We start from the raw sequence: 17627 nt of genomic DNA on the forward strand, positions 1-17627 counted from the left end.
ACTGACGCTTAATAAATAGGAGTGTATATAACATGGATTTATCAAAGTGCAATGTAGGTATGGCTATAACCGGTTCATTTTGTACCTTTGATAAGATTAAGATAGAAATAAAGAAAATGGTTGAGATGGGAATAAATGTGTATCCGATATTCTCGCCTCACTCCGCAGAGTACGACACAAGATTTGGAAAAGCTGACAAATTCGTAAATGACGTTGAGACGATAGCAGGGAGAAAAGGCATTTACACCATACAGGAGGCTGAGCCTATAGGCCCCAAGTCCTATCTTGATGCGCTGGTCATAGCACCTTGTACCGGCAACACCATCGCCAAGCTGACAAATGGCATAACTGACACCGCGGTGCTCATGGCGGCAAAGGCGCATCTGAGGAACAATAAGCCGCTCATCATATCGATTTCGACAAATGATGCCATGGGTATGAACTTCAAGAATATCGGTCAGCTCATGAACATGAAAAATATTTATTTTGTTCCATTTGAACAGGATAACTGTGTGAAAAAACCCAATTCACTCATAAGCAGACTTGATCTAATCCCAGCCACCATAGAGGAGGCTCTTGAGGGAAGGCAGATACAGCCGGTTCTCATAAAGTAGTTTCACTGCACCCGATAGGGTATAAGTTTGTTGCTTATTGCGGCTATTATACCCTATCGGGTGTAGTTTTGTTTTATATAATATTTTTTATACCCGTTATGGTATAAAAAATATTATATTTGATTGAAATTATACCTTATCGGGTGTAATATATAAGGAGAATAGCGTATAAGAAGAATCACGTGTAAGAGAAATCACGTGTAGGAGGAATCACATATAAGAGGTAATAACGATGAATAAGATAGCTGAATTTATAAAGACTAACAGAAAAGAAGCGGGTCTTACACAGGAAGAATTTGCAATAAGATCAGGCCTTGGACTCAGATTTGTCCGCGAACTTGAACAGGGGAAAGAAACTGTGCGTATGGACAAGGTCAATGAAGCTCTTGCAATGTTCGGCATGGAGGCGGTTCCAGGGAGAAAGGATGATTGATGGTGGACAATACTTTTAGAACGGCTTATGTATATATAAGAAATGAATTTGCGGGAATTTTATGTGAGACCGACGAGGGATATACATTTTCTTACGATGAAGAATATCTTGAGAGAGAAAATGCCAGTGCTGTATCACTTACCATGCCATTGTCGAAGGACATGTATCGATCCAAGACTTTATTTTCTTTTTTTGATGGACTAATCCCCGAGGGCTGGCTGCTTGATGTTGTCAGCAGAAACTGGAAAATAGATGTAAGGGACAGGTTTGGATTGCTGCTTGTTGCATGCCGCGATGCGATAGGCAATGTAAGTGTCATGGAGGATCGCGTATGAATTGTTTGTGCTGTGGAAAAACTTTGAAAAATGACGACGGAACAGGCTGGCATAAAGCTTGTGTGAAGAGATTTTTTACGACGACTAAGCTGCCAGATATAGATATAGATGATCAGAAACTAAAAGTCCTTGCAGAGGAAAGTATAAACAAGGGTTATACGGTCCCGGGTGTGCAGAAGAAACTGTCGTTACACCTGCTTTCTGAACCAGGTAATCCAAGACTTACATTGGTAAACTACCCAACAGGATATATACTTAAACCTCAGGTTGATCAATTTAAAGCGATGCCTGAAGCGGAGCAGCTTGTGATGTCTATGGCTGATATGATAGGAATTTCAACGGTGCCGCATGCATTGATCAAAGGAAATGGGCAGATGGCATATATTACTAAAAGAGTGGATAGGATATTCGAGAAAACAACTGTTGAAATGCTTGCAATGGAAGATTTCTGTCAGTTGGACTATCGTCTTACACAGGACAAATATAAAGGTTCATACGAGCGATGTGCAAAGATCATAGAAAAATATTCAAGTCGTGTAGGTCTGGATATGGCAGAATTCTATATGAGAATTGTATTTTCTTTCGTGACTGGCAATTCCGATATGCATTTGAAGAATTTTTCGCTTATTGAAACAGAGGTGGGAAGCGGAGATTATGTTCTCTCACCAGCCTATGATCTGCTGCCGGTAAATGTTATCATGCCTGAGGATACAGAGCAATTGGCGATACCGATGAATGGGAAAAAGAGAAATGTGAGAAGAAAAGATTTCCTTATATTTGCTGATGTATGTGGTTTAAGTCGGATATCAGCGGAGAAGATGATAAGTTTGGTAGTTAAAAATAAGGATAAAATGAAAAAGATGTGTGACGAATCTTATATACCTGAAAAAATGAAATCAGACTTCAATCATTTGATTGAGGAAAGAATGCTGATTTTGGCAGATTGATAAAAATTTAATATAATACGAAATCCCAGAAGTTACTTACTATCGAAATGTGATTCGAAATGTGACTTCTGGGATTTTGGTTGACTGACATAAGATAGTCCTGTAAAATATTTATTGTGAGACAGGGAGTATCACAATATAACTTTGGAGTGTAAAGTAATATATGAGAGATCTGGAAAAACTAAAAGAGGAAATGGATGAGCGCAATAGAAAGATCCTTGACGTTGCATTTGAGCTGTTCGTAGACAAGAAGATAGAGGCGGTGAGCATGGGAGATATTGCAAGGGCTGCCGATGTGGGAAGGGCTACATTGTTCAGGTACTATCCAAGTAAGCTTGAGCTGGTCATAGCGGTATGTGCTGATCAGTGGAAGAGATACCTGGATGGCCTGGACGCGAGAAGACCTATATCGTCTGTACATGACATACCAGCCATAGACAGACTGATATTCACCATGGACAGTTACATAGACATGTATCAGAACCACAAGGCGTTGCTGAAGTACAACGATAATTTCAACTACTATGTAACCCATGAGGGTAAGAACAATGATCAGCTTGTAGATTTTCACAGCTCACTGTATTCGGTGGATACAAGACTTCACATGATGTATGAGAAAGCGAAGGTGGACAAAACTATACGGACTGACATTCCTGAAGCAGAATTCATGCGTGTCACTGTCCACTCCATGATGACGGCCTGCGCTCATTATGCGGAGGGCTTCATATGGGGATCGGACGACAACAAGGATTACACGGACGAGCTTATAATGATCAAGGAAATGATTCTTGATTATGCAACAAAAGGGATAAAGTAACAGGGTGCACAGGAGAGACTATTATGGAAATGGAGGTATGGAATGAGAAAGGGAATACTATTTAAGAAGGGAATTATAATTGCGCTTGCTGCAACGTTAATTACGTCGTCTGCGCCGGCGCTGGGGGCAAGCGGCTGGGGAGTGATGAATGCTAAGGCGGAGGAGACTACAACGGAAAAAATACCCGAATATTTATTGATGGGCTCAACACGTCTTATTGATAATGGGGAATTTCAAGATGATGAAGTTTCTGGTAATGATGACACGATATATCAGGGAACTAATTGGTACTATGACATCACGAGGAATCAGCTTGTACTGGAAAATGCGTCTATTTCTGGAAACATTACGATTCAGAACGGTGATCTTTCGATTATGTTATCCGGAACAAATACTATGAGATCAGATATGGTGATTCAAAGTATTTTAACAGAAAGCGGAATTGTGCCTACATTAGAAATAAATGGTAACAATCAGAATGAAAGTCTAAGTTGTGGAAAAATCAGTGCAGATGACTTAGGCTCAAATAATAATAATATAAAAATTATAGGAGCAACGCTGGAGACTTCCCAAATTGAATGTAGCGGCAGCTTAACGATTGAAAATAGCCATGTGGTAGCAAATGAGGAGGATCATTCAAACGTAATTAGTGGTGATAAAATTAATATAGTAGACAGTTATGTTGAAGCGAAAGCAACAACAGAACGATACGAAGGTGAGGTAATTAGATCAAATCAACAAATTAATGTATCAGGAAGCCAGATCGTGGTTAGCCGTGCTTTAGCCTGTCAAGAACCTGTATTAAGTGATTGTGACTTCAGCAACTCTGTCATCACAAAGCAATGGAACGACATTGATACCGGTGATGATGTAACGAAAACATATGTATATGGTAAAGCCGCTTTAAAAGAAGATTTAACGATTGCAAGTGGAGAAAGCATAGAATTTGAGAGTAGTGCGAGCATCACAAATCTGGACAAGCTTATTGTTGAAGATGGAGCCACAATTCTGATAGATGGAGCTGAACACAAACATAATACAAACGGTAATATTACATATATTTGGCAAGATGACAAAGAACATACAAAAGGAGTAGCATGCAAAGACTGTCCGATCGGATATGTGACTAAAGAAACGAAATCACACAATTATAATTCGCAGGGATTTTGTACAGATTGCGACGCGTATCAGCCGGCAGTACTCACTACGGACAAGTATGATATCGACAATGATGATAGTAAGGACAAGGTGTATGAGATTGGAAATACAGGTGAACTGTATTGGTTTAGCGATAAAGTGCTCAATAACAATGATACATACGGAAAAATAAATGTAGTTCTTACAGATGATATTGTTGTAAATGAAAATGTTCTGAAATCAGATGGCACACTAAATGAAGGAACGTATAGAGACTGGATACCTATCGGAACATTTTATTACGGAAAAAACCATGTGCCATTTGCTGCTCCATACAGTGGCACATTTGACGGGCAAAACCACACGATCAGCGGCTTATATTTAAAAAAGGATGATGATCGGTCTATAGGTTTGTTCGGCTGTATTGAAGATGGCAAGATTTACAATGTAAGTATTTTAGATTCATATTTCAGTGGCGCTACCGATGTTGGAGGTATATGCGGAAAGAGCCACCTTGGAACGGTCGTAAACTGCCATAATGCAGGCACCATCAATGGGACAACCGGTAATTCTCATTTGGGGATTGGTGGTATATGCGGAAGTACTTACAGAGGAACGATTTCTGACTGTGATAATACAGGTGTGGTTAATGGTGATACTTATGTAGGCGGTATATGCGGTGATAGTACAAGCCCGATCACACGTTGTTATAACACAGGTAATGTGAGCGGCGTTTATAGAGTTGCCGGGATATGTGGAAATAGTGGTTCTGGCGGTTATGCCAGCAATATCACAAACTGCAGTAATTCTGGCGATATCCGTGGATCAGGAACATATATAGGCGGTATCTGCGGGGCTAATTTTAGCGCAATATCATACTGCAACAGTATGGGTGCGGTTTCTGGAAGTGGTGATAAGATTGGAGGTATATGTGGAGAAGATATTGATGGCAAAGGGGATATCAAAAACTGCTATTATGACAGTACCGTTTATGCTGGGGATTCGATCGGAGACAAGTATGCATATGGTGATATTACCAGAAAATACGAAAATGTAGAAGGTAAAACAACAGAACAATATAGGAACGGCGAGGTTGCATATCTCCTGCAGAACGGTCAGTCAGAAGAAATCTGGGGACAGATCATCGGAACAGACACCTATCCTGTATTACATGGCCCGAAGGTATATAAGAGCATAACTTATATAGGCTGTAACGCTTCATCTGACGTTGCCTCGGTGTCATACAGCAATGAGAAAAAGGATGTATTTGGCAAACATAACTTCGAGGATGGCATATGCAGATACTGTGGTGAGAAACTTGCGGCGACAGTCACAAAAGGTGATGAGACTTTATCCTGTGTTTCACTGCCGGAAGCAATAGGTTATGCCGAAAAAATGCCGGGTAGTGTTGTTACCGTTATGGAAGATACGAATACAGCTCTTGATATAAACAATCCTGATTCTGATTTTACTATAGACATAAATGGACATAAGATAGATGATATTAATGTAAATAACGGAAAAATAACGATAATTGCTTCCAAGACGGGAGGATACGTAAAAGGTCATTTAGATATAAAAAAAGATTCAACAGTAACAATTGGTAATGTAAAAATTTCGGGAACGATACATACTATGGGTCAATTGATACTAAATGGTGGAGATATAAACAAGATAATTCTAGCTGATGAAACAATAAAATTATACTTTAACAACAGTGATATAAAAATCAATGACGGAATATATTTGTATGGAATATACGGAGAAAAAATAATTATAAATGCAGAGCCTCATAATGTTATTCCGATTGTTCTGGATGGAATAGGTGTACAACAAGGTGCTGCATATGCTGTAGCAGGTGATGGCATTGCGTTAAAGTCAGATTGGTTCAACGCATCATCAGATGATTCTATAATTGATCTGTCAACAAGTATAGAAGATAATAAGCTTAGAATTGGAGCATTGCTGAACGATAAAGTATATGCAGAGTTAGATGAAAATAAAAACATCATCTACTCCGGAAGTGAGTTAAAACCATCTGTAAAGGTATATTATAATTGGGACAATATGTTTTCTGTACAGCTAAAAGAAGGCTCAGATTATAATGTAACGTATTCCGACAATATCAACGCCGGCACAGCGACTGCGATTGTAACAGGAATCGGTGCTTACTCAGGAACAAAGAACGTGACATTTACCATTGAGCCAAAGAAGATCAGCAGTCCAACATTTGACGGACTTAAGTCTGAGTACACATACACAGGACAGAAGGTAGAGCCTGAGTTTGCCCTTATGGATGGTGATACAGTCATTCCTTCAAGCGAATATGAAGTATCTTACAGTGACAATACAGAAGTTGGAACAGCGGCAATAACCATCACGGACGTCATGGGAGGAAATTACGATATAAACTGCAAGGCTGAATTCGATATAGTTAAAGCTGATCCGGTTATAAGTGAACTTCCGGTGGCAGATCCTATAAGCTACGATCCACACAAAACCTTAAATGAAGCAAGTATTTCGGGCGGAGTCGTAATCGGAGTTTCAGGAGAAAACATAACCGGAACATGGAGCTGGGCTGATGATTCTGTAGTACCATCGGTGGACGTTACAGACTATGATGTCATATTTATCCCAGATGACCAGGAGCATTACAATTCGATCAGTGGAACTGTTCAGGCAAATGTCTCAAAGGCCGATGTAGAAGTAGTTGAATTACCAGCGGCAAGCGGAATAACATACGGTGACAATCTTGCAAAAGCTGTTATATCTGGAGGAAGAGTGTCCTTTGAGGGTATTGATCAGGTTGAGATACCGGGAACATTTGCATGGAAGGATGATTCCATAAAGCCGTTTGTATCTGACAGTGACAAGACGCTGTATACCGTTGTATTTACGCCGGCTGACAGTGTGAATTACAACACAGCAGAAATTGAGATCACGGTAAATGTGAGCAAGGCTGCAATGCCGAATCTGCTGTTAAGTGTAGATAATACACATAAGACAGTCGGAAGTATAGCACTTCCGGGTGACTGGACATGGCTTGATGCGGATGCTAAGACTGCGATAAAGGCAGGCGGATCAGTGATGGCAACAGCTGTATACGTTGGCGATGACAAGGAAAATTATGACAGCACAGAGCTTAAGATAACTATCTACAGAGCGGCATGTTCAGGGGGAAAGACAGTAAAGTATACACTAAAGGGAGAGAAGGCTCCAACCTGCACAAGGGCAGGAACTGGGCATACAGAGTGTTCAATCTGCGGTGATGTCATGAGCACAGGTGTATATGTAAAGGAACTTGGACATAAGTGGAATTCTGGCAGGGTGACAAGGAAACCGACATACACGGCGACAGGTGTGAAGACATTCACATGTACCGTGTGCAAGGCTGCGAAAACAGCAAGTATTGCCAAACTTGCAACAACAGATATAAGCAAGAAGACAAGCAAGATCACTGTTTCTGGAATAGAGAACAAGATCTACAACGGAAAGGTACATACCCAGAAGTCTCTTGTTGTAAAGGCTGGTGCAAAGACACTTAGACTGAACAAGGATTACACTGTAACCTACAGCAAGAACAAAGCGGTTGGCAAGGCAAGCGTGACCATATGTGGTAAGAATGCATATTCAGGAAAGATAACAAAGACATTTACCATAGTAAAGGCTGCCAAGGGAAAGACATATACAGTTGGAAAGTTCAGGTACACAATAACCGGAGCAAAGGCAGACGGCACCGGAACAGTTGCAATTGCCGGAACAACGTACTCAAGGTCAGATAAGAAATTTGCATCACTGACCATCGCAAATACTGTAGTTATAGGAGATGTAAGGTTTAAGATAACATCTGTAAGCGCAAATGCATTCAGCAGATATACGGCTCTAAAGAATGTCACTATAGGTAACAATGTGACAAGCATAGGGGCAAACGCATTTTTATCATGCAAAAACCTTAAGAAGATGACGATAAAGTCAGCTAAACTTAAGAGCGTTGGAGCGAAAGCCTTCAGTGGAACATACAGTAAAATTACATTTGCTGTACCTGGGAATAAGGCCACAGCATATAAGAAACTGATAAAGAAGGGCAGTCCTTCTGCGAAAGCAATCTATAAATAACAAATATATAAATTGCCTGCAAAAACAAGACTTTCAGACCTCTTGTACATGCAGCGTATTCGCCATTTTCGATACGCCACATGTATACAGAAGGCTGGAAGTCTTTTTATATGTCAAGGACAATGGCATATTTTCTCAACCAGTAGTCTACCTGAAGCAGATATGCCATCATCTGAGGGCCTGCCATGAGCTGACCGAACCAAGGTCTGCCGTAATCCTTTGGCGCATTTATGAAACTTTTCACATATTCTCTGTCGATGAGAGGCGGAAGAGGACTTTCCGGATCGTTTAGCACACAGAGAAGCCTCTTTGCAAGCTCCTGCTCATAATGAGGGTCATATGACTTTGGATAAGGGCTTTTCTTTCTGTACATGATCTCGTGCGGAACATAATCCTTCATGGCCTCTCTGAGAAGCTTTTTCTCACAGCCTTCGGAATATTTGTACTCCCATGGAACGTTGAACACATAATCAAGTATTCGTGGATCTGCAAATGGAACTCTCGCCTCAAGTCCGCTTGCCATGCTTGTTCTGTCCATTCGGTCAAGCAATGTCTGCATGAACATCCTGATATTCAGATAAGATATCTGCCTGCGCCGTTTTTCTGTATCGGATTCCCCCGGAAGAAGATTGATCTCGGACAGGAGAGAATTGTACAGTGATGACACATATCCCGGTATATCAAGACTATCTCTGAGGTCCGGCGACAGTACGGAGAGCCTTGGCGACAGATCCTTCATCCATGGAAATGTGTCTGAAGACAGCAGTTCATCCCTGTAAAACCAAGGGTAGCCTCCGAATATCTCATCTGCACATTCTCCGGTCAATACAACTTTGTATTCCTTTGCCACCAATGAACAGAAGTACAGAAGTGATGAATCCACATCCGCCATGGTCGGCATATCCCTTGATTCCACGGAAGTATACAGATAGTCTGCAAGATCACTGTAATTGCAGGTGAGGTATGTGTGGTCTGAACCTATGTGGGCTACCATCATATCTACATATGGTCGATCCTGCTCTGGCTGAAATGCGTTTGACTTGAAATATATGGAGTTGTCCTTGAAGTCAAATGAGAATGTGTGAAGCTGCTTTCCCTGCTCCTTAAGCTTTGCCGCACACACACTGCTGACGATTGATGAGTCGATGCCGCCTGAGAGAAAAGTGCAAATAGGTACATCTGATACAATCTGTTTTTCTATACTGTCCTTAACAAGATATCGAACTTTTTTCACTGTGTCTTCGTAGCTGTCCGTGTGTGGTGTGCTTGTGATGCGGTAGTATGTGAAGTCACTCGTTCCATATGCTGAGAACTTCATAAAATGTCCCGGTTTCACTTCGTCTATGTTCTTGAACACACCGCAGCCGGGAGTTTTGGACGGACCAATTCCAAACACTTCACACAGTCCATTTGCATCTATGACAGGTCGTATGCCCGGATAGCATAGTATCCCTTTTATCTCCGATGCAAATACAAGAGTCCTGTCGTCTGTCACTGAGTAATACAGTGGCTTGACACCGAAGTGGTCTCTGTACAGATATATTGTCTGGATATGCTCATCATATATTGCAAATGCAAATATACCGTTCAATCTATGTACAAAGTCCGGGCCATAATGTAGAAAGCAGTTGAGTATAACCTCTGTATCAGATGTTGTGTCAAATGTATATCCAAGGGCGAGTAGCTCCGATTTCAGCTCCTTTGTGTTGTAGATCTCGCCGTTGTACACTATGTATATATCATTTTCTCCGATTGTCTTTTTCATGGGTTGTTCGCCTCTTGCCACGTCACGTATGGACAGTCTGGTGTGGGCAAGCCCGCAGTGGAATGACAGCACTGTATTCTGTGCATCCGGACCTCTGTGAGCAAGCGCATTATTCATGTCGTTCAATATGTATGAGTATCGTTCATGTTCGGTATTGAAATCCCTGTTGGAGTTATAGAATCCTGCGATGGAACACATATATTTACCTCTTTTTGTGGTATCTATATATTATATTGGGGAGTTGATTTTATAGAACTTTTAGATGATATGCGGTTGTAGTATGATTAAATAAAAGTTATAATCTAAACAAGATTTTTATATGAAGGACTGACATTGCGCTTGGAGAGGCACATACAGGAGGACATATAAAATGACGATATTTAAAGATAAGACTATAACGGACAATTTTATTTTTGGCGCTGTAATGCAGAATCCGAAATTGTGTAAAGCACTGCTGGAATGCATTTTAAACATAAAAATACGGGAGATAAAATATCCAGAGCTTGAAAAGACGATAAGCAAAGGCGTAGGCTCAAAAAGTGTTCGACTTGATGTGTATATTGAAGATGAATTCGACACAATATACAACATTGAGATGCAGACAACAAATAAGAAAAATCTTCCTAAAAGGATGAGATATTATCAAGGTATAATAGATATCAATATCATCGACAAGGGCGAAGATTATAACAAGTTAAAGAAGAGTTATGTAATATTTATATGTGATTATGATGAATTTGGCATGGGTCGTCATATCTATACTTTTGAGAATACGTGCATTCAGGAACCTGCACTTAAGCTTAATGATGATACTGTAAAAATTATACTTAATACAAAAGGCACTATGGATGATGTGAGCGATGAAGTAAAAGAGCTTCTCCACTATATTGGTGGAGATAAACCATCAAGCACTCTAACAAAATTGCTTGATGAAGAGGTTAATAATGTTAAAAGCAATAAGAAATGGAGGCGCGAATTTATGACATTGTTGATGAGAGATAACGAAAATAAGCTGTTGGGCAAATATATGCATCTGATTGATCAGGTAAAGAAGCTAGATGTAAAAGATGCCGAGATTGCTGCTAAAATACTGGGAATCAAAGAACAGCAAATATATGAGATAAAAGATTACATAGCAGAACATCCTGAGATGGACGAGGATGATCTTGCTGAACATATAGCATATTGGCTTGATCTGGACTGATAATTTGTAGATAAATGTATGTAAAGCAAAGTGCATGAATCGGTTTTTCATGCACTTTATTTTGTTATATCACACCACAGGTGTAATGCAGAATAAAGCATGCGTTGATATAATTGAATATGCTGTCATGTTATGATTATTGCGACAATAGAGCTTGGAGTTTATAGAAATACATATCCATAAGAAACAATACAGAAAGAGGAAATCTATCGTGAAAAATACAATAATACAGACTAATAAAAAATACCTTCCGGGACTGTTAAATATTGCGGTTCCGATCATGCTTAGCAATCTGATATCTCAGCTCCAGATGCTTATAGACAGAATATTCTTAGGACATGTAAACAGCATGTACATGAGCGCACTCGGCAATGTGACTTCGCCGATGTGGACAACCATGTCGTTCTGTTTTTCCATAGTGACAGGAGCGTCCATACTTATAAGCCAGAGTGTTGGTGCAGGAGATAATGAACATATAGAGGAATACTCCGGTGCCATGGTGAAATACAACAATATCATACCGATACTGTTATTTTTCTTCTGGACATTCTGCGCTGAATTTGTATTCAGACTCATGGGTGTGTCAGATGGCCTGATGCCGATGTGTCTTGATTATTCCAGGTATTATGCGCCTGTATTTCTGATAACAGGACTTGGCGGTGCTTTCAGTGTAATACTTCAGACGTCTAATTATACAAAGCCGCTTGTCATATATGGAATATTAAGATCTGGTGTAAATATATTCCTTGACTGGGTTATGATATTTGGAAGATTCGGGCTTCCGGCCATGGGGATAAAGGGTGCAGCCATAGCGACTACAATAGCGGAGTACTCTGGACTTATATTCGCAGTGATATTCGTGGTATCAAGCAAGAAGCTTAACACTAAACCATCAATGAAATGGGTGTTAAAGGCACATATAAAGCCGTATCTTTTGTCTGCGAAGCTTGGTGTCAACACAGCTCTTGAGGATTTTGCGTGGAACCTCGGTAATCTGCTGCTTATAAGGATTCTCAACGCCATAAATGAGATGGCTGCCGGAATTTATTCCATCATATTCAGTGTCGAGGTTCTGGCGGTTGTCATCATTGGAGCGATAGGAAATGGTACAATGACACTAACCGGTGAGGCAAAAGGAAACAATGATCTGGGTAAATACAAGGGTGTATGTGTCTGTGCGTATGGCTTGTGTATAGTAGTTGGAATCATCACACTCGGTGTCTGTCTTGCGTTTCCACAGCAGATCATATCACTTTTCACCAACGACAAGAGTATAATTGCATCGTGTGGGATATATCTGATCTTTATCAGCATCAATCTGTTCGCAAAATCAGCAAACATAGTTGTTGGCAATGCGATCAGGGGCAGTGGCAACACGATATGGATGCTCATAACACAGCTGTTTGGCACGGTGTGGGTGGTTTCTGTGGCGCTTTTGTTTGTGTTTGTCCTTAAGCTTGGAATAGCAGGCGTCTTTCTTGCAGTCATAGTGGACGAGATCGTTAGATCATTTATCAATCTCGGTAAATATCTGAGGATAGTGAAGAACTGGGAAAGCACAGACTGGGGGAAAGAAAGTCTTATATGAAAGGGGATATATGATTTGATTTTAGAAACTAATAGGTTAATATTACGTCACTGGCAGGAGAGTGACGTAGATATATTATTTGAATATGCAAGTGACCCTGATGTGGGACCTATAGCTGGCTGGCCTGTGCATGAGAGCAGGGAGTACAGCCTTGATGTGATACGGAATGTATTTAATGGACCGGAGTGTTACGCAGTGTGTCTGAAGGACTGCGGTCTGGTTGTCGGAGCCATTGAATTACTGTTAAACGGAAGGACAGATATGACAGACCGCGATGACGAATGTGAGCTTGGATACTGGATAGGAAAGCCTCACTGGGGCAACGAATACGCACCGGAGGCGGCTGAGAGACTTATAGAACATGGATTCCTTGATCTGGGCATGAGAACGATATGGTGCGGTTACTACGATGGCAATTCCAAGTCCCGCATAGTACAGGAAAAGCTCGGATTTGTGTTTCATCATACCTGTGATGAAGTGGATGTGCCTCTTTTGAATGAAGTCCGGATAGGACATACAAATATTATGACGAGAAAACATTGGCTGTCTGGAAAGATGAAGAATTCACTGTATGATCAGCTGGCCAGGGATTACTGCTGTGATGCGGCCGATATATATTCCGGTGACAATATATTTTCTGAATACAGACAGATAGAAGGACAAAGACGGTTCAAAGGACAGGAAAAGTGCCCACTCAAAATAGCTGTGGTAAATGGCAAGCTGCTATTTACCGGTAGGAGAGAGATTGTAGAAGAATGCAGAAAACGCTATGAGAATGCATCTGGAAAATGGTTCATGGATATAGAGAATTTTCGTGAACTCGACAACATTCTTTCCAGATACGGATGCAAATTGAAATCTGCCCACCCATTTTACCTTCCGACGAAACTGAGCGAACAGGCAGCGAGAAAAGATAATACAGATAAAACCGTTGATTCGATGATAAAAGAAGATTTTAACCTTGTCAGGTATACTGGGGATGAAATCCTGCAATTCAAAGGAGATGACAGATGGGATGAAGCTTTCTGTTTTGATGATAACACACCTGATGTGCTGGCTGTTGCTGCTGTATCAGATGGTGAGATTATTGGTATGGCTGGCGCAAGCGCTGACAGTGATGACTTCTGGCAGATTGGTATAAATGTTGTTCAAGATGCTGAGGGAAGGCATGTGGGTACATCGCTGGTATCTGAACTCACTATGGATATACTCAGAAGTGGCAGGATACCATATTATGGAACTGGCATGTCCCATATAGTCTCCCAGAGAGTTGCCGCTGCGGCAGGTTATGATGTGTTCTGGTTTGAACTGCTGGCGGGCAAGTAAAAGAATCGTTGACACATCTTCATGTTAATGATAAAATAATCACATCTAAGGGTCGTAAAACGACCGGGAAATAGTCAAATGCTATGACGAGGAGGAGTACATGCATCTCCCGATCAACAGAGAGAAGACGATGGTGAGAGTCTTCATCAGGAATGTGTGGAAGGTAGCCTTCGAGCAGTGGATTGAAAGATTGCAGCATACATATTTGTCGGCTGTTGTCGAGTAGGTTTCAACGGTTTTCCCCGTTACAGGAATAAGATATTAATAATGATTACAGTGATAATTTATTATAGTATCTGATGAGTGCAGACATTTGTCTGAATTTAGGTGGTACCACGGATATGAACATATTCGCCCTAAGCGTAAAACAGTTGCGCTTAGGGCTTTTTCTATGCATGGGGTGCATATATACATCCCGAGGCGTAAGTTTAGATTATCATGAACTTTACAGGAGGTATAAGATATGGAGATCAATGGAGCAAAGATGTTTGTAAAAGCGTTGCAGGAAGAGGGGGTAGACACTCTGTTCGCATACCCTGGTGGAACGGCGATAGACCTGTTTGATGCGTTGTATGATGCAGAAGGTATCGATATGATACTTCCAAGACACGAGCAGGCGCTTGTCCACGCAGCAGATGGATATGCACGTTCAACAGGAAGAGTTGGAGTGTGTCTGGTAACAAGTGGTCCGGGTGCGACAAACCTTGTAACGGGAATTGCCACAGCCAACTACGACAGCGTGCCACTGGTATGTTTTACAGGACAGGTTCCAATGAATCTTATTGGAAATGATGCTTTTCAGGAGGTTGATATAGTTGGAATCACAAGAAGCATATGTAAGTATGCAGTCACAGTAAGAAAGAGAGAAGATCTTGCAAGGATCATTAAAAATGCTTTTTACATAGCAAGAACCGGAAAGCCAGGTCCTGTAGTTGTTGATATTCCTAAGGATATACAGCTTGCCATGGGAAGTGACGAGTATCCTACAGAAGTAAATATCAGAGGTTACAAGCCTTCAGAGGGTGTACATGTTGGACAGATCAAGCGAGCCCTTGCGGAGCTTAAGAATGCAAAGAAGCCTGTGTTCCTCTGCGGCGGCGGAGTCAATATCGCACATGCGAGAAAAGAAATGCAGGAGCTTGCAGAGAAGACCGGTATACCTGTAGTTACTACAATTATGGGTAAGGGTGCTATACCTACTGACCATCCACTCTATGTCGGTAACATCGGTATGCATGGTAACATGGCATCCAACAAGGCTATCATGGAGAGCGATGTTCTTTTCTCCATCGGATGTAGATTCAATGACCGAATAACAGGTACTATAGATACATTTGCCAAGAATGCCAAGATCATACATGTTGATATAGATGCAGCGTCCATATCAAGAAATATAAAGGTAGATATACCTATCGTTGCTGATGCCAAGGTTGCCATATCCAAGATGCTTGAATATGCAGAACCTCTTGATATCAAAGGCTGGGTGGATGACATTATGAATGTCAAGGCTGAGTATCCTATCAACATGAACAGATATGATGGTGTGACCCCTGAGGCTATCATCAGAACCATAAACGATATGTACAGCAATCTCATCGTTACAACTGATGTTGGACAGAATCAGCTCTGGACAACGCAGTACATTGATATAGACGAGAACAAACAGCTCTTAACTTCTGGAGGCCTTGGAACCATGGGTTATGGATTTCCTGCTGCCATAGGCGCAAAGCTTGGCAACATGGATAAAGATGTTATCTGTATATCCGGAGACGGCGGAGTCCAGATGAACATTCAGGAGATGGCTACAGCTGTTGCGCTTGAGCTTCCTGTTACCCTCTGTATACTGAACAACGGCTATCTCGGCAATGTACGCCAGTGGCAGGAGCTGTTCTTCAATAAGAGATACAGCAGTACATGTCTCAGATACAGAAGAAGATGCAACAGAGACTGTCAGAATCCGGATAAATGCTGTCCAAAGTATTCTCCTGACTTTGTAAAACTGGCAGAGAGCTATGATGCAAAGGGCATCAGAGTTACAAAGCCTGAGGAAATCAGGCCGGCATTTGAGGCTGCCAGGGCAAATACAAACGGACCTACAGTTATAGAATTCTTCATCGATCCTACGGCCAACGTATTTCCTATGGTTCCGGGTGGAAAGTCACTGAATGACATGATACTTGACTGCTGATATTGATAAATTGATTTTATATTGGTAATAGAATGTACATATATAGATTTGTATATTATCCAGATGAAAGGGGTATATAGAATGAGCGTAAAGAAGAGATGGATATGCCTGTTCGTAGAGAATGAGGTAGGTGTACTTGCAAGAATTTCAGGTTTGTTTTCAAGCAAATCATACAATATAGATACTATAACCGTTGGAGTAACCGAGGATGAGACAATATCCAGAATGACCATCGGTTTCACCAGTGATGACAGGACATTTGAGCAGGTGAAAAAGCAGCTCAACAGAAGTGTTGAGGTTATCAAGGTAGTTGATTACACTGATATAGCCATTCACAACAACGAGATTTTATTTGTCAAGGTCAATAGCTGCTCAAATGAAGATAAGGACGAGGTATTCCGAATTGCAAATGCATTTGGCTATAAGATAACAGATTATAATAAGAAATCTGTTCTTGTTGAGTGTGTCCAGACGGATGCAAAGAACGATAATGCCATAAAGCTGTTCAAGGAGAGTTTCCCTAACAGGATAGAAGTTGTAAGAGGCGGCAGTGTTGCAGTTGAAGCGATAAGCATGTCGGACAGATAGTATGACCAGAAAATAACTGTCACAATGATATTGTTGAAAAAATAGTCTGTAAAAAGACTATGAAAGGATCCGTAAAATGAAATTTGTTATACAGCGTGTCAATCACGCATCAGTCGAGGTAGATGGAAATATGATAGGCAACATCCAAAAAGGTCTTCTGGTGTTTGTCGGAGTATACGATTCGGATACCAGAGAGATCGCTGACAAGATGATAAACAAACTTGTGAAGATGAGGATATTTGCCGACGAAAATGGCAAGACAAATCTTGACATAAACAGTGTGAAAGGACAGCTCCTGATCGTATCTCAGTTCACTCTGTGTGCAGACTGCCGGAAGGGCAACAGACCATCATTTACTGGTGCAGGAGCACCTGATATGGCCAATGAGATGTATGAGTATATAATTGAAAGATGCCGTGAGTTTGTGCCTGTGGTTGAACATGGAGAATTTGGCGCAGATATGAAAGTAGATCTGTCCAATGATGGGCCATTTACCATATTACTTGACAGTAATGAATTGTAATATATCCATGATTTGCCGAAAAAATTGTAATATATTGGGAAAATTT

General features: G+C 41.0%; 13 protein-coding genes and 1 other annotated feature. Of the genes, 12 read left to right on the forward strand and 1 reads right to left on the reverse strand.

What is annotated here, in order from left to right:
• Positions 1 to 32: 32 nt before the first annotated feature.
• The 6 genes from DW159_RS03190 to DW159_RS03215 all read left to right on the forward strand — a co-directional run bounded on the left by DW159_RS03190 (position 33) and on the right by DW159_RS03215 (position 8399).
• Complete coding sequence (locus DW159_RS03190) at positions 33 to 614, forward strand: dipicolinate synthase subunit B (protein ID WP_117548931.1); 582 nt, start codon at positions 33 to 35, stop codon at positions 612 to 614.
• Between the two features lie 232 nt (positions 615 to 846).
• Positions 847 to 1047 (forward strand): type II toxin-antitoxin system Y4mF family antitoxin, encoded by a 201-nt coding sequence (locus tag DW159_RS03195; RefSeq protein WP_015534972.1) that lies wholly within the window; start codon positions 847 to 849, stop codon positions 1045 to 1047.
• Positions 1047 to 1382: a HipA N-terminal domain-containing protein gene (locus DW159_RS03200; RefSeq protein ID WP_082418041.1), complete on the forward strand. Its 336-nt coding sequence runs from the start codon at positions 1047 to 1049 to the stop codon at positions 1380 to 1382. Before DW159_RS03195 ends, DW159_RS03200 begins: the two co-directional genes overlap by 1 nt.
• Positions 1379 to 2329: a HipA domain-containing protein gene (locus DW159_RS03205; RefSeq protein WP_117548932.1), complete on the forward strand. Its 951-nt coding sequence runs from the start codon at positions 1379 to 1381 to the stop codon at positions 2327 to 2329. Before DW159_RS03200 ends, DW159_RS03205 begins: the two co-directional genes overlap by 4 nt.
• Before the next feature lie 163 nt (positions 2330 to 2492).
• On the forward strand, positions 2493 to 3146 hold the full coding sequence (locus DW159_RS03210; protein WP_117548933.1) for a TetR/AcrR family transcriptional regulator: 654 nt from the start codon (positions 2493 to 2495) through the stop codon (positions 3144 to 3146).
• A gap of 42 nt (positions 3147 to 3188) precedes the next feature.
• Entirely contained in the window at positions 3189 to 8399 is a 5211-nt protein-coding gene (locus tag DW159_RS03215) for a leucine-rich repeat protein (protein WP_117548934.1), read from the forward strand.
• A 106-nt stretch (positions 8400 to 8505) separates the two neighbouring features.
• Here DW159_RS03215 and asnB read toward each other — a convergent pair whose 3' ends face one another.
• Positions 8506 to 10362: an asparagine synthase (glutamine-hydrolyzing) gene (asnB, locus tag DW159_RS03220; protein ID WP_117548935.1), complete on the reverse strand. Its 1857-nt coding sequence runs from the start codon at positions 10360 to 10362 to the stop codon at positions 8506 to 8508.
• Between the two features lie 172 nt (positions 10363 to 10534).
• On the opposite strand from asnB, the gene DW159_RS03225 reads away from it, so the two are divergent.
• From DW159_RS03225 to dtd, 6 genes are all read left to right on the forward strand, one after another.
• Positions 10535 to 11368 (forward strand): Rpn family recombination-promoting nuclease/putative transposase, encoded by an 834-nt coding sequence (locus DW159_RS03225; RefSeq protein WP_117548936.1) that lies wholly within the window; start codon positions 10535 to 10537, stop codon positions 11366 to 11368.
• Positions 11369 to 11579: 211 nt separating this feature from the next.
• Positions 11580 to 12956 (forward strand): MATE family efflux transporter, encoded by a 1377-nt coding sequence (locus tag DW159_RS03230; RefSeq protein ID WP_117548937.1) that lies wholly within the window; start codon positions 11580 to 11582, stop codon positions 12954 to 12956.
• Between the two features lie 15 nt (positions 12957 to 12971).
• Entirely contained in the window at positions 12972 to 14282 is a 1311-nt protein-coding gene (locus tag DW159_RS13790; RefSeq protein WP_242992603.1) for a GNAT family N-acetyltransferase, read from the forward strand.
• 74 nt (positions 14283 to 14356) lie between these two features.
• Positions 14357 to 14644: a binding site (T-box leader), on the forward strand.
• Positions 14645 to 14745: 101 nt separating this feature from the next.
• The gene (ilvB, locus tag DW159_RS03245; protein ID WP_022216433.1) at positions 14746 to 16470 is read left to right on the forward strand and encodes a biosynthetic-type acetolactate synthase large subunit; all 1725 of its coding nucleotides are present in this window, start codon (positions 14746 to 14748) and stop codon (positions 16468 to 16470) included.
• Between the two features lie 81 nt (positions 16471 to 16551).
• Positions 16552 to 17058, forward strand: coding sequence for an acetolactate synthase small subunit (ilvN, locus tag DW159_RS03250; RefSeq protein WP_022058961.1), 507 nt, complete (start codon positions 16552 to 16554; stop codon positions 17056 to 17058).
• Positions 17059 to 17134: 76 nt separating this feature from the next.
• Entirely contained in the window at positions 17135 to 17581 is a 447-nt protein-coding gene (dtd, locus tag DW159_RS03255; protein WP_117548938.1) for a D-aminoacyl-tRNA deacylase, read from the forward strand.
• Positions 17582 to 17627 lie beyond the last annotated feature (46 nt).

Source organism: Coprococcus sp. AM14-16, assembly GCF_003434675.1.
GTDB classification, from domain to species: Bacteria; Bacillota; Clostridia; order Lachnospirales; family Lachnospiraceae; genus Coprococcus; species Coprococcus aceti.